The organism is Pseudomonas sp. P4_D7, assembly GCF_056401755.1.
The window spans coordinates 38,793-61,773 of record NZ_JBFUIR010000022.1; the positions used below are offsets into that span (position 1 = coordinate 38,793).

21 protein-coding genes are annotated in these 22,981 nt (G+C 59.1%); 12 read left to right on the forward strand and 9 right to left on the reverse strand.

Annotated features, from left to right (window positions below):
- Positions 1-30 precede the first annotated feature (30 nt).
- The gene (locus AC1DVF_RS15840; protein WP_477782747.1) at positions 31-2,235 is read right to left on the reverse strand and encodes an OsmC domain/YcaO domain-containing protein; all 2,205 of its coding nucleotides are present in this window, start codon (positions 2,233-2,235) and stop codon (positions 31-33) included.
- Positions 2,236-2,456: 221 nt separating this feature from the next.
- Here AC1DVF_RS15840 and AC1DVF_RS15845 point away from each other — a divergent pair, with 221 nt between their 5' ends.
- A complete protein-coding gene (locus AC1DVF_RS15845; protein WP_477782748.1) occupies positions 2,457-5,069 on the forward strand; it encodes a bifunctional diguanylate cyclase/phosphodiesterase in 2,613 nt (870 codons plus the stop codon).
- Positions 5,070-5,113: 44 nt separating this feature from the next.
- Here the strand turns inward: AC1DVF_RS15845 and AC1DVF_RS15850 are convergent, their stop codons facing one another.
- Both AC1DVF_RS15850 and ppk2 read right to left on the reverse strand, forming a co-directional pair.
- Positions 5,114-5,329, reverse strand: coding sequence for a hypothetical protein (locus AC1DVF_RS15850; RefSeq protein ID WP_093433233.1), 216 nt, complete (start codon positions 5,327-5,329; stop codon positions 5,114-5,116).
- A 211-nt stretch (positions 5,330-5,540) separates the two neighbouring features.
- Positions 5,541-6,356, reverse strand: coding sequence for a polyphosphate kinase 2 (ppk2, locus tag AC1DVF_RS15855; RefSeq protein ID WP_477782749.1), 816 nt, complete (start codon positions 6,354-6,356; stop codon positions 5,541-5,543).
- Positions 6,357-6,545: 189 nt separating this feature from the next.
- Between ppk2 and AC1DVF_RS15860 the strand changes: the two genes are divergently transcribed.
- The 3 genes from AC1DVF_RS15860 to AC1DVF_RS15870 all read left to right on the forward strand — a co-directional run bounded on the left by AC1DVF_RS15860 (position 6,546) and on the right by AC1DVF_RS15870 (position 10,089).
- The gene (locus AC1DVF_RS15860; protein WP_477782750.1) at positions 6,546-8,672 is read left to right on the forward strand and encodes a TonB-dependent receptor family protein; all 2,127 of its coding nucleotides are present in this window, start codon (positions 6,546-6,548) and stop codon (positions 8,670-8,672) included.
- A gap of 59 nt (positions 8,673-8,731) precedes the next feature.
- Positions 8,732-9,523 carry an enhanced serine sensitivity protein SseB gene (sseB, locus tag AC1DVF_RS15865; RefSeq protein WP_477782751.1) on the forward strand — a complete coding sequence of 264 codons (792 nt, stop codon included), beginning with the start codon at positions 8,732-8,734 and terminating at the stop codon, positions 9,521-9,523.
- A 104-nt stretch (positions 9,524-9,627) separates the two neighbouring features.
- Positions 9,628-10,089 carry a hypothetical protein gene (locus AC1DVF_RS15870; RefSeq protein ID WP_093433250.1) on the forward strand — a complete coding sequence of 154 codons (462 nt, stop codon included), beginning with the start codon at positions 9,628-9,630 and terminating at the stop codon, positions 10,087-10,089.
- A 93-nt stretch (positions 10,090-10,182) separates the two neighbouring features.
- On the opposite strand, the gene AC1DVF_RS15875 is transcribed toward AC1DVF_RS15870, so the two are convergent.
- Together AC1DVF_RS15875 and msrA are read right to left on the reverse strand one after the other, a co-directional pair.
- The gene (locus tag AC1DVF_RS15875; RefSeq protein ID WP_099758971.1) at positions 10,183-10,446 is read right to left on the reverse strand and encodes a hypothetical protein; all 264 of its coding nucleotides are present in this window, start codon (positions 10,444-10,446) and stop codon (positions 10,183-10,185) included.
- A gap of 34 nt (positions 10,447-10,480) precedes the next feature.
- Positions 10,481-10,987 carry a peptide-methionine (S)-S-oxide reductase MsrA gene (gene msrA / locus AC1DVF_RS15880; protein ID WP_220558768.1) on the reverse strand — a complete coding sequence of 169 codons (507 nt, stop codon included), beginning with the start codon at positions 10,985-10,987 and terminating at the stop codon, positions 10,481-10,483.
- A 93-nt stretch (positions 10,988-11,080) separates the two neighbouring features.
- Between msrA and AC1DVF_RS15885 the strand changes: the two genes are divergently transcribed.
- Together AC1DVF_RS15885 and AC1DVF_RS15890 are read left to right on the forward strand one after the other, a co-directional pair.
- On the forward strand, positions 11,081-11,458 hold the full coding sequence (locus AC1DVF_RS15885) for a hypothetical protein (RefSeq protein ID WP_477782752.1): 378 nt from the start codon (positions 11,081-11,083) through the stop codon (positions 11,456-11,458).
- A 144-nt stretch (positions 11,459-11,602) separates the two neighbouring features.
- Complete coding sequence (locus AC1DVF_RS15890; RefSeq protein WP_093433260.1) at positions 11,603-12,070, forward strand: hypothetical protein; 468 nt, start codon at positions 11,603-11,605, stop codon at positions 12,068-12,070.
- 35 nt (positions 12,071-12,105) lie between these two features.
- Here AC1DVF_RS15890 and AC1DVF_RS15895 read toward each other — a convergent pair whose 3' ends face one another.
- A complete protein-coding gene (locus AC1DVF_RS15895; RefSeq protein ID WP_477782753.1) occupies positions 12,106-13,323 on the reverse strand; it encodes an MFS transporter in 1,218 nt (405 codons plus the stop codon).
- Between the two features lie 131 nt (positions 13,324-13,454).
- Between AC1DVF_RS15895 and AC1DVF_RS15900 the strand changes: the two genes are divergently transcribed.
- The gene (locus AC1DVF_RS15900) at positions 13,455-14,069 is read left to right on the forward strand and encodes a TetR/AcrR family transcriptional regulator (RefSeq protein WP_477782754.1); all 615 of its coding nucleotides are present in this window, start codon (positions 13,455-13,457) and stop codon (positions 14,067-14,069) included.
- 174 nt (positions 14,070-14,243) lie between these two features.
- Here AC1DVF_RS15900 and AC1DVF_RS15905 read toward each other — a convergent pair whose 3' ends face one another.
- On the reverse strand, positions 14,244-14,498 hold the full coding sequence (locus AC1DVF_RS15905) for an avidin-fold protein (protein ID WP_477782763.1): 255 nt from the start codon (positions 14,496-14,498) through the stop codon (positions 14,244-14,246).
- 233 nt (positions 14,499-14,731) lie between these two features.
- Between AC1DVF_RS15905 and AC1DVF_RS15910 the strand changes: the two genes are divergently transcribed.
- The 5 genes from AC1DVF_RS15910 to AC1DVF_RS15930 all read left to right on the forward strand — a co-directional run bounded on the left by AC1DVF_RS15910 (position 14,732) and on the right by AC1DVF_RS15930 (position 20,820).
- On the forward strand, positions 14,732-15,793 hold the full coding sequence (locus AC1DVF_RS15910) for a fimbrial protein (protein ID WP_477782755.1): 1,062 nt from the start codon (positions 14,732-14,734) through the stop codon (positions 15,791-15,793).
- A gap of 284 nt (positions 15,794-16,077) precedes the next feature.
- On the forward strand, positions 16,078-16,626 hold the full coding sequence (locus tag AC1DVF_RS15915; RefSeq protein ID WP_093433268.1) for a fimbrial protein: 549 nt from the start codon (positions 16,078-16,080) through the stop codon (positions 16,624-16,626).
- Positions 16,627-16,717: 91 nt separating this feature from the next.
- Entirely contained in the window at positions 16,718-17,458 is a 741-nt protein-coding gene (locus AC1DVF_RS15920) for a fimbrial biogenesis chaperone (protein ID WP_477782756.1), read from the forward strand.
- A gap of 75 nt (positions 17,459-17,533) precedes the next feature.
- On the forward strand, positions 17,534-20,038 hold the full coding sequence (locus AC1DVF_RS15925; protein WP_477782757.1) for a fimbria/pilus outer membrane usher protein: 2,505 nt from the start codon (positions 17,534-17,536) through the stop codon (positions 20,036-20,038).
- Positions 20,039-20,457: 419 nt separating this feature from the next.
- Positions 20,458-20,820, forward strand: coding sequence for a DUF6124 family protein (locus AC1DVF_RS15930; protein ID WP_095111968.1), 363 nt, complete (start codon positions 20,458-20,460; stop codon positions 20,818-20,820).
- 186 nt (positions 20,821-21,006) lie between these two features.
- Here AC1DVF_RS15930 and AC1DVF_RS15935 read toward each other — a convergent pair whose 3' ends face one another.
- Entirely contained in the window at positions 21,007-21,225 is a 219-nt protein-coding gene (locus tag AC1DVF_RS15935; protein WP_080750828.1) for a KTSC domain-containing protein, read from the reverse strand.
- Complete coding sequence (locus AC1DVF_RS15940) at positions 21,218-22,981, reverse strand: ATP-binding protein (RefSeq protein ID WP_235372478.1); 1,764 nt, start codon at positions 22,979-22,981, stop codon at positions 21,218-21,220. Before AC1DVF_RS15940 ends, AC1DVF_RS15935 begins: the two co-directional genes overlap by 8 nt.

A 22,981-nucleotide genomic window follows, 5' to 3' on the forward strand; every position in this document is an offset into this window, starting at 1 on the left:
TGGCTTTTCTGGTCAGCGGAAATAATGTAGTCAGTGCGAAGAAGCCGTCACATTCGCCCGCGCCGTGTGCAGCTTTTTATAGCTCTCGATCAAGCGCAAATGCCGATCCAGTCCTTCCAGCTTCATGCTCGTCGGCGTCAGGCCATGGAAGCGCACGCTGCCGTTGACCGAGCCAATCGCTGCATCCATACGCTCGTCACCGAACATGCGGCGGAAGTTGGCTTCGTAGTCTTCCAGTTGCAGATCCTCGTCCAACTCCATCTCCAACACTACGTTGACCGCTTGATAGAACAAGCCGCGCTCGACGGTGTTGTCGTTGTATTGCAGGAACGCTTCGACCAGGTCTTTAGCCTGTTCGTACTTCTGCAGCGCGAGGCAGATCAGCAGGCGCAGCTCCAGAATGGTCAGCTTGCCCCACGGCGTGTTGTCGTCGAACTCGACGCCGATCAGCGTGGTGATCTCGGTGTAATCGTCCTGCTCGCTGTTTTCCAGGCCTTGGGCGAGGTTGCGCAGGCCGACCTTGCTCAGGGTGTGCAGGTTGAGGATGTCGGCACGGAATTGCAGGGCTTTGTTGGTGTTGTCCCAGATCAGGTCTTCGACCGGGTAGATCTCCGAGTAGTCTGGCACCAGGATGCGACAGGCCTTGGCGCCGATGTGCTCGTAGACCGCCATATAGACTTCTTTGCCCATGTCTTCGAGGATGCCAAACAGCGTTGCAGCCTCTTCGGCGTTGGAGTTTTCGCCTTGGCCGGAGAAGTCCCACTCGACGAATTCGAAGTCCGGTTTGGCACTGAAGAAGCGCCACGACACCACACCGCTGGAATCGATGAAGTGCTCGACAAAGTTGTTCGGTTCAGTGACAGCCTGGCCGGAGAAGGTCGGTTGCGGCAAGTCATTGAGGCCTTCGAAACTGCGGCCCTGCAACAGTTCGGTGAGGCTGCGCTCCAGCGCCACTTCCAGGCTCGGGTGCGCGCCGAACGAGGCGAACACGCCGCCGGTGCGCGGGTTCATCAGGGTCACGCACATCACCGGGAATTCGCCGCCCAGCGACGCATCCTTGACCAGCACCGGGAAGCCCTGCTCTTCCAGGCCTTTGATGCCTGCGAGGATGCTCGGGTATTTCTCCAGCACTTCTTGCGGCACGTCCGGCAGGGCCATTTCGCCTTCAAGGATTTCGCGTTTGACCGCGCGCTCAAAGATCTCCGACAGGCACTGCACTTGCGCTTCGGCCAGGGTATTGCCGGCGCTCATGCCGTTGCTGAGGTAAAGGTTTTCGATCAGGTTGGACGGGAAGTACACCACTTCGTTGTCGGACTGGCGCACGAACGGCAGCGAGCAGATGCCACGCTGGGTGTTGCCGGAGTTGGTGTCGAACAGGTTCGAGCCACGCAATTCGCCGTCACGGTTGTAAATCTTCAGGGTGTACTCGTCGAGAATTTCGCTCGGCAACTCGTCCTTTGGCCCTGGCTTGAACCACTTCTCGTCCGGGTAATGCACGAACTCGGCGTTGGCGATTTCTTCGCCCCAGAACTGATCGTTGTAGAAGAAGTTGCAGTTCAGGCGCTCGATGAACTCGCCCAGCGCCGAGGCCAGAGCGCCTTCTTTGGTCGCGCCCTTGCCGTTGGTGAAGCACATTGGCGAATGCGCATCGCGAATGTGCAGCGACCAGACGTTGGGCACGATGTTGCGCCACGAAGCGATTTCAATCTTCATGCCGAGGTCGGCGAGGATGCCCGACATGTTGGCGATGGTCTGCTCCAGCGGCAGGTCCTTGCCGGCGATGAAGGTGCCTGCGTCCGAACCGGCAACCGGCATCAACAGCGCCTGGGCATCGGCGTCGAGGTTGTCGACTTCTTCGATGATGAATTCCGGCCCAGTCTGCACAACCTTCTTCACCGTGCAGCGATCAATGGAACGCAGGATGCCCTGGCGATCTTTCTCGGAGATGTCCGCCGGTAATTCCACCTGGATCTTGAAGATCTGGTTGTAGCGGTTTTCCGGGTCGACGATGTTGTTCTGCGACAGGCGAATGTTTTCCGTCGGGATGTTGCGCGTGTCGCAGTACAACTTCACAAAGTACGCCGCACACAACGCCGACGACGCCAGAAAGTAGTCGAACGGCCCCGGCGCCGAGCCATCGCCTTTGTAGCGAATGGGCTGATCGGCGATCACCGTGAAGTCGTCGAACTTGGCTTCAAGTCGAAGGTTGTCGAGAAAATTGACCTTGATTTCCATGCGGGATTACCAGAATACGGCTAAACGAATGGCCGCCATTATCCGGTTTTTGCGCGGGAAGTCTTGCCCTTTCGGGAATCGCCGCTGATCGGCGCGCTGCACTCGGGGAGGCAAATCACGCGGGTTTCACTACGCTTTCAATGCAGTCCCCCAGAAGAATCTGAACATTGCGCCCGCGCCGTGGTTCTAGATTCAGAAGACAGCGGATCAAGGACGAGCACATGGACCTTTCCAGCTTTGCAGCCCCGCTTCCACCGCGCCAGAGCGCCGTCACCCGCCGCCTGGCCTTCGCGGTCGGTGCGCTGTTTGTCAGTGGCGTGATTGCTGCCGCCGTGGCCTTGCTCGGCATTGCCGAACGCCTCGACAACGACGAGATCAACAAAACCCGCTTCTATTCCGCTCGCGCGCTGGAAAACCGCATCACCGCCTCGAAAAACTACATCACCAGCTACGCCTACTGGACCACGGCCTACGAGCATTTGAGCGGTCAGGTCGACACCGACTGGGCCTACACCGAACAGAACCTCGGCAAGACCCTGTTCACCAGTGACGGCTATGACGGCGTGTTCGTGCTCAACCGTGAAGGCACCCGTTACGCGGTGGTGCGCGGGCAAATGGTCGCTGCCGAGTTGTCCGCGTTCGTGCAGGTGAGCGCCACGGAGTTACTCGATCAAGCGTTGGGCCAAGGTGATCTGACCAAGCCGGTCAGCCGCTATTCACTGTTCGAAGGCTGGCCGGCGCTGGTCTCGGCGGCAGCGATTATTCCCAACGATGAGCGACCACTCGGCGACCCGCAGAAAACTTCGGTGCTGGTGTTCGTCGACAAACTCACGCCGACCAAATTGCGTCTGATCGGCAGCGGTTACGGCTTGAACAACCTGACCCTGGCGCCGGACGAGACCATCGACCCGCAGCGCCCTCGGGTGCCACTGGACAACACCGGTTACAGCCTGATCGCCGATCTGGAGCGGCCCGGGCAACATTTATTGTGGTCATTGTTGCCGCCACTCGGCGCGACGATAGTGGTGCTAATGCTGCTGACCGCGTACTTCTTCCGCCACGCGTTGCGGTCATCGCAGTACGTCGATCAGAGTTTTGCTGTCATGCAGACTTCCAATCACGCACTGGAGAACGCCAACCGCGAACTGGAAGCCAGCGAAGAACGCTTTCGCACGGTGGCCGAAGCCGCGTCGGACTGGATCTGGGAAGTCGACCGCACCCTGGCACTGACCTACCTTTCGGCACGCTTCAGCGCAGTGACCGGTTACCCGCAAACCCTCTGGCTGGGGCAAGACATCGGTCAACTTCTGTTTTGCGACACCACGCCTCTGGAACTGTGGCTGAGGAATCTCACCGAGCAAGACAGCGCCAGTGACTTGCGTTGCACCTACCGTGACCACGCCGGCCAGCAACGCCACTGCCGGCTCTCCGCCCGGCCGATCTTCGACAAGCACGCGGTCATCGGCTATCGCGGCACCGCCAGCGACATCACCGACGAAGTGGCAGCACATGCGCAAATCCAGCATCTGTCGATGCACGACGCCCTCACCGGCCTGCCCAATCGCAACAAACTCGCGCGTTATCTGGATGAAGCGCTGCTGCTCAAGGAGCACGCGCCGCCGCTGTCGTTGCTGATGATCGACCTCGACAACTTCAAGCCGATCAACGATTCGCTCGGCCACCCGGCCGGTGATGCCGTGCTGCAGGAAGTCGCCGTACGCCTGCGTGAATGCACTCGCGAACTGGACATCGTCGCGCGTCTGGGCGGCGACGAATTCATCGTGGTGCTTAATGGCATGGACAGTCATCACGAAATCGACAAGTTCTGCACCCGCCTGATCGCCAGCCTGCATCAACCGGTGGTCTTCGAGCAGCATCCGCTGCACATCGGCGCCAGCATCGGCATCGCGCTCAGCCGGCGCCACAGTTATGTGCCCAGCGACCTGATCCGTTACGCCGACATTGCCCTGTATCAGGCCAAATCCGAGGGCAAGAACACCTGGTGCTATTTCGAAGCGCACATGAGCGATCAGATCCAGACCCGCCGACAACTTGAGGATGACCTGCGCCACGCGCTCAAGCACAACGAATTCATCCTGCACTATCAGCCGCGCTACAAGGTCGATGGCAAGCACATCGTTTCGGTCGAAGCGCTGGTGCGCTGGCAACATCCGACCAAGGGCCTGCTCGGCCCTGACCTGTTCATTCCGTTGGCGGAGCAAACCGATCTGATCGTTCCGCTGAGTCGCTGGGTATTGCGCGAAGCCTGCGAAACCGCGCTCGGCTGGCCGGAAGACATCCTGCTGTCGGTCAATCTGTCGCCGGCGCAATTTGCCCTCAGCGATGTGGTCGAGGATGTTCGCGAAGTGCTGGTACAGACCCGTTTCCCGGCCAGTCGCCTGGAACTGGAGATCACCGAGAACGTGATGCTCAACGACACCGACTGCGCGCTGACCACCATGAATGCCCTGAAGGAATTGGGTGTGCGCCTGAACATGGACGACTTCGGCACCGGTTACTCATCGCTCGGTTACCTGCGCGCTTACCCGTTTGACGGGATCAAGATCGACAAGCGCTTTATCGCCTCGATCAGCAGCGGCACTAACGATCGCGCGGTGGTGCAGGCGATCATCGGCCTGGGCAAGGCCATGGGCCTGACCGTGACTGCCGAAGGGGTCGAAACTGAAGAACAGCTGGATATTCTCGGGGTCGATCAATGCAATGAGGTGCAGGGTTACTTCATGAGCCGGCCGATCGACAAAGCAGCGTTTGCGCGGTTGCTGCAGGATTCCAGAGGTGCACAGTTGAAAGCGAAGACAGGTCGTGTGACCTGAACGGCTACAGGGCGGATCCATCGCTGTAGCCGTTTGCGGCGGGTTCAACCGTTTGATCGCCCCGTATCCCCGATGAATACATTGCCCGCATCCCGCACCAGTTGCCGCCACTCGGCGCTGGTGATCAGTCCCTGCTCCTCCATTTCGTCGGCTGCCTTGAGCAGTTCGTCGTACTGCTCTTCCGGGTCCAGACGCATCTGCGATTGCGTCGCCAGCTTTCGCCATGCCGCCAGTTTTTCTTGTTTGCGCTGATCGAACATCGGGAATGATCTCGTGAGGGACTTCCCCGGTAGAAAGAAAGGTCAGCGCAGTGGTTCAGCGCAGTCGACGGATGGACTGTTTGCTTTGGATACACCACCGAACCCTGTAGGAGTGAGCCTGCTCGCGATGGCGGATCGTCTGTGGCGGATGTGTTGGCTGACACACCGCTATCGCGAGCAGGCTCACTCCTACAGGGATTGTGGCAGTTTGTCAGAACTTCTCGGCCACGCGCCGGTATGGATAATCCGGATCCCGGTACTTGCCCGGTTTCTGCCGTTTGGGCAGCTCGATTTTCTCGCGTTTCACATCCTCATACGGAATGCGGCTGAGCACATCGGTGATGATGTTCAGCCGTGCGCGGCGCTTGTCGTTGGAGTCGGCCACCAGCCACGGCGCGTGTTCGGTGTCGGAGTGTTTAAACATTTCATCCCGCGCCCGTGAGTAGTCGTACCAGCGGCTGTAGGACTTCAAGTCCATGGGTGTCAGTTTCCAGGTCTTGCGACCATCGTTGATTCGCGCTTYGAGCCGGCGGGTCTGCTCTTCGGGGCTGACTTCCAGCCAGTACTTGAGCAGGATCACTCCGGACTGGACGATGGCGTGTTCAACCAAGGGAATCGATTTGAGAAATTTGTCAGCCTGCTCGTCGGTGCAGAAGCCCATCACCCGCTCGACACCGGCGCGGTTGTACCAGCTGCGATCGAAGATCACTATTTCGCCCGCTGCCGGTAGATAAGGCAGATAACGCTGCACATGCATCTGGCTTTTCTCGCGATCGGTCGGTGCCGGCAACGCCACCACGCGAAAGACACGCGTGCTGACGCGCTCGGTCAACGCCTTGATCGTGCCGCCCTTGCCGGCGCCATCGCGCCCTTCAAAAACGATGCAGACCTTGACGCCCTTGGCGATCACCCAGTCCTGCAACTTGACCAGTTCGACGTGCAGTTTGCGCAACTGGTCGAGGTAATCCTTGTTTTTCAGCTTCAGACTTTCAGGCGCTGTGGCGGCCTTTTTTTTGCCTTTTGCCATGACCTTGGCCCTCTCCAATAAATGCAGAAACAGACTGTTGATTGACGGGATACACCAGACACGTGAGGTTAGTTCATGCCGTGCTGTTTGCCATTGCCGGGCAAAAAGCAAAATTGCCATGTGTTTCCTTCGTTCTTTGTTGCGTCGCACTGTTCATTGCCCTGCCCTTGTCTGCCTGGAGTTTTCTCGATGCCCGCGTCCAAATCCCTGCCCGCCGCCCTGCTCGGTCTGGCTCTCGCCGGCCCGGCAATGGCCGAGACTCAAGGTCTGGAACTGGGGCAAGTGCTGATTTCGGCCGACGAGCAAAGCGGCTCAGACGCGAGTATTGAAGAGGCCAAAACCCGTCTTGAACAGGTCCCCGGCGGCACCAACGTGGTCGACATGCGTCAGCCGTTGCAGGGCCGCGTGGCGAGCAATCAGGATGTGCTGGCCTATCAGCCGGGCGTTTATGCGCAGTCGGCGGGCAACGAAGGCGTGAAGATCTCGGTGCGTGGCTCGGGCATTAACCGCGCGCCGGGCGCCCATGCGTCGGGGCTGTACACGATGCTCGACGGCCTGCCTCTGACTGGCCCGGGCGGCACGCCGTATGAATTGCTCGAACCGCTGTGGGTCGATCACGTTGAAGTACTGCGCGGCGCCAACGGCTTTGATCGCGGTTCGCTGGCACTGGGCGGCGCCATCGATTACGTCAGCCACACCGGCTACAACGCGCCGAAACTGCAAGTGCGTTATGCCACCGGCAGCCACGGCTATCAGCAGCGCCAGGTCAGTTCTGGACAAGTGCTCGGCGATTTCGATTACTACGTGTCGCTGACTGATTCCAACGCCGACGGCTATCAGGATCACACCGCCAGCGAGAGCAAAGGCGTGATCGCCAATTTCGGCTATCGCTTCAACCCGAACCTGGAAACCCGCTTCTATATCCGCTACCGCGAGACCGACAACGACCTCGCCGGTCGCGTGACCAAGCACTCCATCGAGCACTCGCCTCGCGCGGCCAATCCGTCCTATGTGGCACGCGATGACAGCCGCAAGCAACCGGGCAGCACCTTCATCGGCAACAAGACTACGTTCTATATCGACGACGACTCGAGCATCCAGACCGGCCTCGTCTATCACGATTACCCGATGGACCTGCGCGAAGGCCCGAACCTCTTGAAAGTCGCCTACACCGACGTCAGCGGCACCTTCGACTACAAACGCCGTGACACTATTTTCGGCATGGAAAGCCGCAGCAACGTCGGCCTGCGCGTCACCAAACACCTGCCCAACGACGGCGCCAGCGAGTTTGTGCGCATCCCTACCGGCAACACCGCAAGCTACGTGCCGGGCACGCGCATGCGTAACTTCACCTATCAGGGCTCGGACACTGTTCTGCACTTTGGTAACGACCTGGAAATCGCCGACGACCTCTGGCTGACTACGGGCCTCGCCGCTATCTACACCCGCCGCGAAAGTGCCGTGACCTATCCGCAGAGCGGCGGCAAAACCAGCATGAACGACTGGGACTACGCACCGCGCCTGGGCCTGCGCTACCAGATCACCCCGGACCTGCAAGTGTTCGGCAACCTCAGCCGCTCGGTTGAAGCGCCGCACCCGTGGTCGCTGATCTACAGCTCCAACGTGCGCTTCCCGTTTGATAGCGGCGCGGCGACCGGCACGCAGAAAGACCCGATCAAACTGCAAAACCAGACCGCGACCACACTGGAGCTGGGTGGCCGTGGCGACAGCGCCGTCGGCGAATGGAGTCTGGCGTGGTATTACGCGCAGGTGCGGCATGAGTTGCTGTCGGTGTTGCCGGATGCCAATGCCGTCACGCCGTATGAGTTGAACGCCAGCCCGACCGTGCACCAAGGTGTCGAAGCGAGTCTCAACAGCCAACTCTGGTCTGCCGCCGATGGCCGCCAGTTGCGCCTGCGTCAGGCGTATACCTTCAGCGATTTCCACTATCGCGACGATGATCGTTTTGGCGATAATCGCCTGCCCGGCTTGCCGATGCATTACTACCAGGGCGAGTTGCGCTACGACTGGCCTCAGGGCTTCTTCGCCGCGGTCAACACGCAACTGGTGTCGAAAGTTGCCGTGGATTACGCCAACAGCTACTACGCCGACCCTTACGCCCTGTTCGGCGCGACACTCGGCTACAACGCGCCGAAAGGTGACTGGCAGACGTGGGTGGATATGCGCAATCTGAGCAACAAGCACTACGCCGCCACGGTGACGCCGGGGTATGACGACAAAGGGCTGGATGCGGCGCGGTCGACGCCGGGTGAAGGGATGGGTGTGTATGTCGGGGTGTCGTGGAGTCTGCTCTGACACGAGCCGGTGGCGAAAACCCAAGTCAGCAATTTTCTAGCGAGTCACGGATGGACATTATGGATAGCCCGCAAGAAAACCCACTGGAAAAATCGCTCAGGCTGGCCGCCGACGAGCCCGCGCACCGGCCTGAGTTCTTCACCACACTGCTGAACTCGCCGGTTTACATCCTCGGCACCACGGGCACGGCAGACGGCGTGGTCAATCTCGAAGCCGGCAGCAACATCAGCATCGCGCATTGGGAAAAACCGGATGGCACCTCGGTCATTCCGTTCTTTTCGTCACTGCAAACCCTGCAACAGTCGATCAACAGTGAAGAGACGTATCTGGAGTTGCCGGCCAGGTCTCTGTTCGAGATGACGCTGGGCGCGCAGCTTTTTCTGAACCCGAAATCGCCTTACGGCAAAGAGTTCTTCCCGCAGGAAGTGGCCAATCTGCTTTCCGATGAAGTCGGCCAGACCGCCACCTCACGCACCGTCGAAAAAGAAACCAAAGTGCTGCTCGGCCAGCCTTCGCAATACCCGACACAAATGATCCATTCGCTGACGCAGTTACTCGCCAAACATCGCAATGTGAAGCGTGGGTTTCTGGCGTTGATGCACGACACTTCGGTGGACGAAAAACCGCACTTGATCGTCGGGATCGAGGCGGACGGCGATGTTCAGCGGGTCATGCGCGAAGCCGGCAATGTCGCCGGGGACACGGCGCCGGATGGCGAGCCCGTTGACCTGTTCCGCGTCTGCGAAGGTGAGTCGGGGCTGAGCGATTACTTTCTCAAGCAAACAACGCCCTTCTATGAGCGCAGCTGGGGCAGCAAGCTGCGTTCATTGTTTGGCCTGGGCAAGGCTTGAGCGCTGGCGCTCTGTTGGCAAACGCCCTCTCGCAGTCAGCAGATCAATAAAGTCAGACGCCCGTCTGATCGTGAATCAACTTTGAGTAAAAACAGGTTTTATCGATGAAAAAGATTGTCCTTCCCTTGGTCATGGCGCTGTTGTGCCTGCAAGGTTGCGCAGAAATGCCGGCGTATTCCAACGTCGGCGCCACCACCGCAGCAGACGAGTCGCGCTACACCGTGGTCGAAACCGACACCTATGCCGGCAGGCCCCAGCGGCACTTTGCCGACGGCGAGGCGAACCTGAACATCATCCGGATCAACGATGAAAAAGTCGGCAACATCCCGTTCTCCACGTACTACTACAAAAACGATTCGCCGCAGCGCGCGGTGCTAAAACCGGGCACCTATACCATCCAACTGGAATACCGATTGCCGCTACATTTCATGTATGCGGATCTGAAGTTCGATGGCAAGCCGGGCCAGAAAATCATGGCGCGCTCGCAATACGTTGGCCTCAATCGTCTGCAAGTCTGGCTGGAGGACACCGCCACCGGGGAAGTCGTGAGTACGCGTGTGAATTGAACACCGTTGCCGCTCCACTCGGGCGCCATCCTGCAACAGATGGCCCCGAAAGGAGGGTTCAGCCCAGTCGCATCGACAGCTCAATGTCAGTGCTTATGTGCTGGCGCTGGATGGGCGACAGATCGCCCAGCCCAGGTCTCTGTAGGACGTCTTGTCTTGTTCGGGAAAGTCAGTCTGGTACTCGCCCCACTGCATGTGCGCATAGTACTTGGTCATCGCTTCGAAATAACTGTCAGCCTCGACCTCCCAAACAAGCTTCGCGTCCGACCCCATAAGTGCACGCGCACTATCACCTTGAGCACCGGCCAGACAAAAGGTCTGACAGCCATCGGGTTCGAGCCAAAGTTCATGATTCATATTCGAGGTTCTGTTGTTTGAGGTCGTTATGGACTCACCCGCGTTTCGGCAGTTTCCAGTTCGGCCGAATGAAATGGCAGGTGTAGCCATTCGGAATACGCTCAAGGTAATCCTGATGCTCCGGCTCCGCTTCCCAGAACGGCCCCGCCGATTCGATTTCGGTCACCACCGGGCCCGGCCACAGTTTTGAGGCGTCGACGTCGGCCGCGGTGTCTTCAGCGACATCGCGCTGTTCTTCGCTGAGGTAGTAAATCGCCGAACGATAGCTGCGCCCGAGGTCATTGCCCTGCCGGTTGGCTGTGCTCGGGTCGTGGATCTGGAAGAAGAACTCGAGGATCTGCCGATAGCTGATCACCGCAGGATCGAAAACGATTTCGATAGCTTCGGCGTGGTCACCATGGTTGCGATAAGTAGCGTTCGGCACGTCGCCGCCGCTGTAACCGACGCGAGTCTGCAACACGCCGGGATAGCGCCGCAGCAGATCCTGCATGCCCCAGAAGCARCCGCCGGCGAGRATGGCGGTTTCGGTTTGAGTGGTCATGGGTTGTGGCTCCTCTCGGAAGTAGTACGCGAGTGTACTTTTACAGGTCAGTGATGAGTACCATAAACGCAGATTCCAGACCAAGGAAACGCTATGCCGCTGCTCACATGGGACCCTTTTGACCTTATTACTGCGCTAGGCGTGATTCCCGATCAGGACGGGCATGGAACATCCCATCAATACTTGATCGAACAGGGTTCTATCAGCCTGAAGCTGACGATCTGGCAATACGATTCGGATGTAGAGATTCAGGTCTGGGAAAGATCATTACCCAACCCCATTATCAAATACACAATGCTGGGCTGCCCCGGTATCCGTGTGATTGACGATAAACGCGGGAAATTTGTTGAATTCGCCGCGTCGAACACCTTCACCGGGCGATATGACGGTTACTCAGTCATTCCCTTTGGCCTGAGATTGTGGGTGGATCCACAGATTTTTCTGGAGCCGTTCAGCTATCCAGCGGCCTAGGTTCAACAGCGTTTAAATACGCCTGGTGCAAGTCGGCCTTCAGTATCCCTCAAGGCTGGCGATAACCTGTTCGGTGGTTCAGTCGGGCGTGGGCATTTTCGCACTGATTCACCCGCCAATCCTCTATTGATCATGGACTCTCCAATGCTCCACCGTATCCACGCCGATTATCACCAGGCGAAATGCAACCGTAGCGCCTGCGCCTGGCTGTTTATCGACGGCATCCCCATCGAGCAATGGCTCAACGAGCATCTCGAATATCCCGACCTCGACTTGAATGGTTTGTCGTTGATGTGGTTGCTGGACGAGGAAGAAGACGCCCTCGCCCAACGCCGTTTCGCGCCTGCAGAACACGGTTCGTCCACGCTTGTACCGCTGCTGGTCTGCAGCGATGACATGAACTTCGATTGCTTTGTGCTGATGACCGAACAGGTGATCGATGGCGACACTTTGCACTGGCGTCGGTTTGGTTTGAGCGTTTCCAGCGGCCTGGAAGTCGGCATCAGCACGCGGTGGGACGCCGATAGCCGCCCGGCCAGTTTTTCCCTGGCACAGTTTCGCGGCGCGCTGGAGGATTTTTACAGGCTGATGAAAGCCGGGGGCGCCGAGTAGCAGGCTACACCGCCACCGCCCGACACCTCCGGGCATCAGTGCCCGGCAACCGCCGCCGCTCCAGCAACACGCGGCCCCGACCTGAACCCGTGCACCCGTGCGGCGAACGCAATGGCAAACCCCACACTCACCAGCACCACCATCGCCCACGGAAACGAGGCAACACCCCATCGATCCAGCAGCACCCCGCCGACCACGCCGCTGCCCGCGATCGCGCTATTCCACGCCACCACATTCAACGACAACGCCACGTCCGCGCCATCCCCCGCCGCATCCGCCAGAGCCGTCTGCAACAGCGTCGCCGCACCGCCAAAACTCAATCCCCACACCAACACGCCCAGATAAATCACCTCCGGCACCCGTCCGTAAAAGCCGAACCCTACGCACACCAGTGCAAACGTGGCCAGACTCACCAGAACGGTCTTGCGCAACAGCGGCTCAACCAGTTTCGCCGTCAGCCAGATCCCCGCCAACGCCGCGAGACCAAACACCAACAACACCAGATCCACGCGATCCGTCAGCCCCGCCGGAGCCACAAACGGCGCGATGTAGGTGTAGAGAATGTTGTGCGCCAGCATCCAGCTGATCACCACCGCCAGCACCGGTCGGACGCCCGGCGTCGTCAGCACATCGCGCAGCGACAGGCGCTGATGCGCAGGCTGTGGTGGATAGTCGGGGACTTTCACCAGCACCCAGACGATCAAAATCAAAGTCAGCCCGGACATAATGCCGAACGTCGTACGCCAACCGACCAGCCCTCCCAGCCATGTGCCGAGCGGCACCCCCAAAGACAAGGCAATCGGCGTACCGACCATCGCCAGTGCCAACGCCTTACCCTGCTGATCAGGGTCGACCATCCGCCGCGCATAACCGGCCAACAAACTCCACGCCAGACCTGCCGCAACCCCGGCGAAAAACCGCGCCACCAGCGTCACACCATAATGCGACGACAACGCCGTGATCGAATTGAACAACAGAAAACCAACAATCGTCAGCAACAACACATTGCGCCGACGCCAGCCGCGCGTGGCGATGGTCATCGGGATCACCGCCAGCACCGAGCCCAGCGCGTACGCGGTGACCATTTGCCCGGCCATGGAAGGCGAAATTGCCAGGCCATCGCTGATCAGCGGCAACAGCCCGGCGGGCAAGGTTTCGGTAACGATGCAGATAAAACCGGTCATGGCCAGCGCCAGCAAGGCGCCGATGGGCAAGCGTTTGGGCGCTGCCGATAGAGTCATTGAAGGTGTCACGGGAAACTCCTTGAGCGCAGAATGTCAGACTTGAATACCGATCGATATAAAATACTGGCGGCAGCCGAGGCACGTTGTCAACGACTTATGTATCGACTAGTATCCAAATCACTTTCCGAGGAGCTTCAGCTATGGCCAGAACCGGTCGCCCCCGCGCTTTCGATCGCGACGACGCCGTTGACCAGGCGATGCAATTGTTCTGGCAACACGGCTACGACTCGACCTCCCTCGCCCTGTTGAAGGCGCAGTTGGGCGGCGGCATCTCCGCGCCAAGCTTCTACGCCGCGTTCGGCTCCAAAGAAGCCCTGTTCGACGAATGCGTGCAGCGTTACCTGACGACCTTCGCCCAGGTCACCGAATGCCTGTGGGACGCAACCCTGCCGCCACGCCAAGCCATCGAGACCGCGCTGCGCCAGTCGGCACGCATGCAATGCGACGACGGCCACCCCAAAGGCTGCATGGTCACCCTCGGCGTCATGAGCGCCCCGAGCCCGGAAAACGCCCACGTCGCTCAAGCCCTCACCCACTCCCGCGCCCGAACCCGCGCGGGGATTGTGGCGTGTGTCGAGCGTGGTGTGAGTGAAGGAATGTTAGCGGAGGACACGAACGGAGCCGCCATGGCGACGGTGTTCGACAGTTTCTTGCAGGGGATTTCCATCCTTGCTCGGGATGACACGTCGATTGAGAGTATTGATGCGGCGATTACGCAGGTGATGCGCACGTGGGATTTGATGGCGAAGAGTTGACGTCTACGTTGCACCCACCTAATCTGCGCCCATCTCGCCCAAGGCAGTAAGCGGTCCTAACCATCCAGGACACGCCAAACCCTTGGGCGCTTTACTATCCGGAAGAAAGCAGGACCACTGCGGGATTGAATCTCAATATGCGTTCAATGCGGAACAAGCAACAAACCTTGAGCGCTACGCGACCACCTCAACATAACTCGACTGCCCCGCCTCATCCCCCCCCACAACGCCCCGCGACCAATCCGCACGAATCTCGCCACCCGTGGTGATGCACTGATAAAGCAGCTCGACACTGTCAGGCCCGGTCACTCGGCCAACCTGGTTACCCATGGGAATATGCCCACTCGCATAAGTCCCCCAAACTGCCGCGCCTTCGACGAAGTAGTGAAACACCGTGCGCGCATCGGACCACCCCTGAGCATTGCGGATTCTGGGCGGTGAAGCTGTTTACCACGCCAACGCGGTGACACTCACCCTGGGCGTCGGCGCCTGTCTGGCAGGGAAATTCTCTGGGAAATTTCCTACAAGCCAGCGGGAAGCCGGCTATTCAATGCGCGCCTCGTGATCCTGATAATTCAGCCCTTCGTTGGCCGACGCCAACAACGTCCAGATGCAGTCAGCCTGCATTGAATGGCCGTTTTCTTCTCAGGAGGGCACACACCATGAAGATCGGGTTAGGGATGCTGGGCGGGCTTGGCGCAACGGCGTTGATGCTGATGGCCGCGCCGGCGATGGCGGCTTGCACCTGGGCGACGGGCAACAATACGGTCAAGCAGTTGACGCTCACCGGCGGCGCGGTATTCGCGCCGCGAGACGTACCGATCGGCACCACGTTGAATACCAACGGCACCATGCGACAGCTGAATTTCGGTGACACCTTGCAGTGTTATGGCACCGCTTCCTATAACACGACACTGGTCGGTCCGGTGGCGGTGAACATTCCGGTGGACGTGATGAATGTGCCAGCCAATGCCTTACTGCAGACCAACGTGCCCGGCATTGGCCTGGCCATCTACATGACGGGTTTCGCTGCCGCCTGGATTCCGCCGCCGGGTAACCCCAGCCGATTCATTCCCTTCAACATGAATCGTACCGCTCCAAGCCAGGCGAACATGAACCAGGCGATGATGCGTTATGCGCTGATCAAGACCGGTGACATCGCGCCCGGCACCCACACCATCAATCAACTGGTCGCCACTGGCACTTCGGACATGGGTCCAATGTTCGACCTGACCTTCACCGCCACCGTAACCCTGGCCGGTTGTTCGATGCCGGCCGCACCGGGCAACCAGATCAACGTGCCGATGGGTACTTGGGAAAAACGCGTATTCAACGGCAAGAACTCCACCACCCAGGCCCAGCCGTTCCCCATTACCCTCAACGCCTGCATCGCCGGCAACAACTACCCGTCGAACACCAACGGCTACTTCAATGGCAACTTCGCCAACATTCAGATCGATGCCGACAAGACCTCAACCATCCTCGACGCGGCCAATGGTGTCCTGAGCCTGTCGCGCGATTCGACGGCGCAAGGCGTGGCCATTCAGGTGTTGCAGGACAACGGCACGCCGATGAATCTGGGCCAGCCCGTACGCCTCAATCGGATCGTCAACGGCGTGACTTCGGTGCCGCTCCGAGCCCGTTATATCCAGACCGGCGATGGGCCGACGCCGCAGCCCGGCACCGCCAATGGCCATGCGAGCTTCACCGTGACTTACCGCTGAAATCCACCAACAAGGGTCCACCTGTTTTTCCCGACGCTCCCCTTTGCCATCGCCCATTTCGCGCGGTGCCAAAGGCGGGGCGTTTTTTTTGGCGACGACTTATTGATCCCATAGCAGCGCTAGGAATTTTCCTACAAGCAAAGGGATTTTCCCTACATAGCGCCCGGATCCGCATCCCGATAATGAGCCTCAGACGCCACGCTCTACCCCCGAAGGGATGGCGACGTCGATCCGTCTCAGGGCCTTCGGGCTTCAGGACATTTACTCAATATCTGGAAGTGATCATGAAAAATTTTGCGCTCAAAGGTTTGTCCCTGGCCCTGGTTCTGGCAGCCGCTTCGCAAGCTGCAATGGCCGCTGACGGTGAAATCAACTTTGTCGGCAGCGTGACCGACAACACCTGCCCGGTAGTGGTTTCCGACCTCAACGGTTCGGCCGGTGCCGGCGACGTTGGCCTCGGCAGTGTGCCGGCGACCTCTCTGGCCACGGCTGGTGCAGTGGCGGGTGGCGGCGCGTTCACCCTGACCATTGACACCACCGCACCGGGCTGCAACGTCACCGGCAAGAAAGCCGTGGTCAAGTTCCTTTCGCTGAGCGGCAACGCCGGTTCCAGCGGCCAGTGGATCGGTCTGCTGCCAGAAGCCGGCGTGGCCACCAACGTCGCCGTGCAGATCAAGGATGCGTCCGGCAAAGACGTGCAACTGGGCCTGGAATCCTCGCCTTATCTGGACCTGACCCAGCCGCTGCGCTTCACCGCCAACTACGTCGCCACCGGCGCAGCCACTTCCGGTCCGGCCAACGCCAAAGCCGCGTTTACCGTCGACTACCAGTAAGTCCGGTCAGCCTCCGGCGGCGATTGGCGCTGCCGGATGCCCTTCCCTTTGCCACGGTTTTTGTGGCCGTGCCGACAAGAGGATGAACGCAATGAACCCAGCAAAAACCTCCTTCAAAACCGCATCGGTATTGGCCGTGTTGTTGAGCGCAACGTTACTCAGCAGTTTCAGCCAGGCCGGTGTGATGCTCGGCGGCACGCGTATCGTGTACGACGGCAACAAACGCGATGCCTCGATCACCGTCAGCAACACCACGGCCGAGCCCTACGCGGTGCAAGCCTGGATCAACACCGAAGCCGACGACAACACCACCGCGACCCCGTTCGTGGCCACCCCGCCGCTGTTTCGCCTCGATCCGCGCAAAGAGCAAATGGTGCGCATCCAGAAAGTCCCCGGCGATCTGCCGCAAGACCGCGAATCGGTCTTCTACTTCAACGCCCAGGAAATTCCGCTGGCCGGCAAGGCCGACGCCAACACCCTGAAAATCGCCATGCGTACGCGGATCAAAGTCTTCTATCGCCCGCCCACCCTCAAGGGCAGCGCGATGGAGGCACCGCCGCAACTGCGCTGGAGCCTGCAACAGGAACAAGGCAAACCGGTGCTGGTGGTCAACAACCCGACAGCGTTTCACGTGTCCTTTATCGGCGTGAAAGTCGAGGCCGGTGCGCAAGTCCTTGAAGTCAATGAACCGAAAATGGTCGCGCCGATGAGCAGCCAGCGTTACGCACTGCCAGGTTTCAGCGGCCGCAGCGGCGCGGTGGTGTTCTCCGCGATCAACGACTACGGCGGTTACAGCGAGCCGAAAAAAGTCGAGCTGAGCAGYGCCCCGTAACACCGCCCCCCCTTTCCTTGCGAACCTGCCTGCACGCTGCCGATGCCGCGTGGCGGCCGAGTGTTGAGTATTGTCATGCGAATCGAAGCCCTGAACCGTCATCGTCAGTCCGCGCCTTTTGTTCCATTGCATCTGTCGGTCGCCATCCTCGCGGCGCTGATGGGCAGCTCGGCGAGCGCAGATGAACCGGCGAAGTTTGATGCCAGCTTCATGCAGCCCTTCGGCGGCGCCAGCGCCGGGCCCAACCTCGATCTGGACGCCATCGCCAACAGCGGCAGCATTGGCCCCGGCACGTATCCGGTGGTGATCCGGCTGAACCAGAGCTTTTTCGACCGCCGCGACATGACCTTCGCCAAGGACGCAAAAAGCGCTGAAGTGCGCGCGTGTCTGTCCGAAGCGTTTCTCAAGGAACTGGGGGTCAAGGTCGATGCGTTCCTGCCCCCGGGCGAAACATTCCCCGCGTGCATCGACCTTGCCGAACTGATCGAAGGCGCTTCGGTGAGCTTCGACGCCGGGCGTCTGGCCCTCGACATCAGCGTGCCGCAGATCGCTCTGCGCCGCGATGCCGCCGGTTATGTCGCGCCCGAAGAATGGGATCGCGGGATCAACGCGGCGATGCTCAACTATCAGTTCTCGGCGGCCAACACCCAGTCCGACGCCCGTGGCAACGGCACGCAGTACAACCTCTACGCCAACGGCGGATTCAACCTCGGCGACTGGCGTTTTCGCTCCAGCTCCTCGTTCCGTCAGGACGAAGACGGCCAGCAGGACTGGCAGCGCAGCAACACCTACGCACAGCGCGATTTGACCGCGATCAAAGGCACCCTGACCCTCGGCGAAAGCTTCACCCCGGGCGACGTGTTCGACAGCATTCCGTTTCGCGGCGCCCAAGTGGCGTCGGACATGGGCATGCTGCCGGACTCGATGCAGGGTTATGCGCCGATCATTCGCGGCATCGCCGAAACCCAGGCCAAGGTCGAAGTGCGGCAGAACGGCTACTCGCTGTACACCACCTACGTGGCGCCGGGCGCATTCGAAATCGACGACCTCAACGCCGCGTCGGGCAGCGGCGACCTCGAAGTCATCATCACCGAAGCCGACGGCCGCGAGCGGCGCTTCACCCAGCCGTACGCCACGCTGGCCAACATGCTGCGGGAAAAAACCTGGCGTTACAGCGCCACCGCCGGTGAGTACAACGCCGTCGACGGCGGCCAGCGTCCGGCCTTCGCCCAGGCGTCGCTGGCTTACGGCTTGCCGTTCGATCTAACGTTATATGGTGGCCTGCTGGGCGCTGATTTCTATYGGGCGGGTGTTGTGGGCGTCGGCAAAAGCCTCGGCAGTCTGGGCGCCGTGTCGCTGGACGTGACCCAGGCCCAGACCGACGTGCCGAGCGGTTCCGGGGTCGCGGCCGGTAAAGAGAAAGGCCAGAGTTTTGGCGTGCGTTACGGCAAGGCCTTCGAGACTGGCACCTCGGTACGCTTCGCCGGGTATCGCTATTCCACCGAAGGCTATCGCGACTTTGATGAAGCGGTGCGTCTGCAAGAGCCGAACGAATTCAACACCTTCTCCAAGCGCAGCAAAGTCGAAGCCAGCATCAACCAGGCGCTCGACAGCTACGGCTCGTTCTACCTGAACATGAGCAAGCAGAACTATTGGGGCACCTCGCGCGAAGACAAACAGATGCAATTGGGCTTCAACACTCAGTACAAAGGCGTGACCTACGGCGTTTACGCGAGCAAGACCCTGACCGACAACTTCGGCCAGAACAATCAAGTGGTGTTCAGCGTGTCGATGCCCATCGGCCAGACGCGCAGCACCGGCACCTACACCGTCACGCGCAACAACGACGGCAGCCTCGACCAGCGTGCCGGCCTGAGCGGTCGCGACGGTAACCTCAACTACAACGTCAACGCCAACCGCTCCGACAACGGCGGCAACAACGGCTCGGCCCTGATCGGCTACCGCGCACCGTTCGCCCAACTCGGCGCGGGCGTCAGYGTCGGCAGCGGCTACCGTCAGACCTCGGTGAGCGCCGCCGGCTCCGTGCTCGGCCACAGCGACGGCCTCGAATTCGGCCAGACCCTCGGCGAAACCGTGGCCCTGGTCGAAGTCAAAGACACCCCGGACGTCGGCGTCCTCAACGCCCCCGGCACCCTGACCAACGCCAAGGGTTACGCCCTCGTGCCGTACGTCACGCCGTACCGCAAAAACCGCGTGGCCCTCGACACCGGCGAGCTGGACAACAACATCGACATCGAAGAAGGCGTGACCAACGTCGTGCCCCGTCGCGGCGCCGTGGTCAAAGCCAGCTTCGCCGCCAGCCGCTCGGAAAAAGCCTTGCTCAACGTGCGCCTCAAGGACGGCAAACAACCGCCGTTCGGCACGCCCATCACCAACGAAAAAGGCGCCAGCGCCGGCGTCGTCGGCCAGGCCGGTCAAGTGTTGCTGTCGGTGGGTGAAGGCAAGGTCTACCAAATGAAATGGGGCGAAAAAGCCGAACAGAGCTGCCGCATCGAACTGGACGTGAGCAAAGCACTGCTGGTGGATGGTTATCGCGTGGCGGATGCCGTGTGTAAGTAAAACCGGGGCTTGATGCGCGGTGATGATCGACGCTGTTTAAGGATGCCAGGCCTCACACGCCTGGCATTTCAACGACCGGTTTAAAAACGTTCCGAGATACGTCCGACAGGCTACAACGCCTTGCGCCGTTGCCTACGACTACGCCAGAATCCGCCGGCTTGTGCGCCGGGTGGGCGGGTTCTATCGTGGGTCGGTCACTGAATAGCAGTGATCGGGTTTGGTAGCCCGTGTATACAAGGTGCGCAATTTCACTATTGGCGAAAGTCTTCGCCTGGCTTTTATGGTGGTCATGCGCAGGGCGCTTTCGAGCGCGCCGGTTTTCCTTGTGTCCCGGTCTACCAACCTGTGCATGGCCGCCACCCATCGTTTGGTAGCGAGTGGGTGATGGCTCCTTTTAAGCGACACAAGGGAGTTACATCATGTTCAAGATCACACCAAATCCGCCAGAAACCGATCCGATTGCGGGCGACGAATCCCCCGACGCAAAGAAATTCAACGAAGCCGTCGACCGCGCCCTCTCCCATTACCTCGGCCCTGCCCCGGAAATCATGCTCACCCCGTACCAAACCAACAAGATGTTTATCGCCAACCCGAACACCAAGACTGAGGAACTGCTGGTGAATGCCAGTGAATCACTCGGTTCGGCTTCGGTGATGCTTGGGGATGTTATCGGGCTGGTGCAGGGACCGGCACGCAAGACACTGCAAGGCATTGCGCAGGTGGTGATGCTAGGGGAGTTGGCGGTGAATCGGGCGTTGGATAACGTAGTGCCGACGGAGTAACGAAAAAACCTCCATGACGGTTGGGATGCCGTCATGGAGGTTGATCAGACAGGCCCACCAAGACAGAAACAAATCCGTCCACTTTTCCAACCTAATAGGCTATGTCCTTGAAGCTCGTTAATGAATCAGCAGCGAGACTTACCGCACCACTAAAACGCGCGGATAAGTAGGTGTCGCTGAGCTTCCTCAAGCATTTCGCCCATTTGGTTTATGGTTAAGTGTCGTATGAATAAATTGGCCTCTAGACTGTCCGGGGGCAGTGAATGCTTCCCACACGTGCGGGGGACAAGCTGAGTACCACCATTCCACTCCATTGGGAAATCTGACATAAATGATTTCCGAACTCGCATCATATCTTTCTGCAACTATTCGAGTTGAACCAAAAACAGCAATCCATTCAGTCATCTTCAGCCTCGTATGTGCCGCGCCATGCGGCTAATGGTTCACTTACATTTGGAAGATGCGGAGCTTGACGCCAAGACTCAAGAGAGGGGTCTTCTGCCCGCGGCATTGGATTAGGTTTATCTAACATCGCTCGAACCGGCAGTACAAGCGCTTCTCCGCTGACTATAGCTTCTCCCGTCCGCAATGACGGTAAAACCGATGCCAACCCTGCCACGCTATCAGGTAATGCAGCACGAATTGCTCCTTGATCTCCTGCGTTCGTAAGTCGAAGCGCAATTATCGTTCCACACTGTGCTAGCGCTGTTTCCGGGAGTTCAGTTGGCCGCTGGGTCACCAACAGCAAACCAACACCGTATTTACGCCCCTCTCGTGCTATCCGATTAGCTGAGTCTCGCGTAACAGCACTCGCAGATGCTCCGAGATAACGATGCGCTTCCTCCAATACGATTAAAACCGGACTTGGACGGCCAATTCCAGGTCCCTCCGGCTCACTTCGCAACGCGACTTCGAACAGCATATTTAAGATGACGCCGATTGCGAGGTCTGCAGCTTCGGCAGGAACCCCACTGAAATCTAGTACCGATATTGCGCGATTCCCACCTAACCAATCTTGCATCACTTCTACCAGTGGATCAGTGCCAACTGGATCACCCGCAGGCTCTTGAAAAAAGCGTAGACGAGGGTCAAGTAGCCCTAAACGGATTAGATCGGGTGTTGAACCGTAGACTCCGAATGTAGGACCTTGATGAGGCGGTTGCCCTCCAGGTCCATATGGTTCGAATTGGGCCGATCGCAACGTCGCAGCATCACCCGAATCAAGCTGGCACACTGTTCCGGGATCCGATTTCACTCGGCGAGTCTCACGATTTTCTGAGTCCAGTTGGTGCCAAATTGGACGGATATCAAATGGAATTGGCGTATCGGCAGTGACGGCATTTGGATCAAGAGTTAACCAGCTTGAATTGGCAACAAACTCTCGACGGGCCTGCGCCACGAGCTCGTTAAATCGATTGGTGAATGTCGGGCCGCCTAGCACACCGGCAAATATTCTAACTATGTCACTTGCGGGCAATGCCCAATATGGAACCCTGAGGCGGTTCATATCGTCAGCGAGCACACTACGAACGGAAGAGCTTTCCGCAAGAGCGCGTGCATATTCTCCGTGAGGATCTACAACTACGATATTGGCTGCGTCCCAGCCGCCTCTAATAAAACTTTGCAGTAGAGATGCCACCACGGTCGTTTTGCCGGATCCTGTTGATCCGACTACCGCGGCATGTCGCACGACCAGTTTTTTTGCATCAAGGCAAATAGGGACATCTTCGGCTGCAGACAAACACCCTAACCGTAAGTGTTCATTATCCGCATGAGGAAAAATTGCGGCGAGTTCTTCAGGCGTCGCGAAATGGACTGGATCATCGAGTCCGGGAAATACACCAACGCCTCGTTGAAACCTACCCGTCGCTCGATCAATCTCTCCGAGTAATTGAATCTCCAACCAACGCTCGTCACGCTCGATAGCATCGGAAAGAGCTACTTTCCCCACAAGTTCTGCGATACCCACAAGAGTAACGGTAGCAATAAGATCGATAAGGCCCTGAGGAATTCGAACAAGCGATCCAATTTGCCCAATAGGTTGAAGTCGCCCCCGGTAGATGGGTGCCACTCCAGCGAGATTAGGATCAAGTGCAACTATTACCGTAGCACCAAGAACATTTTTGACCTTGCCTATGCATGTCGGATCCTGCCATGACAT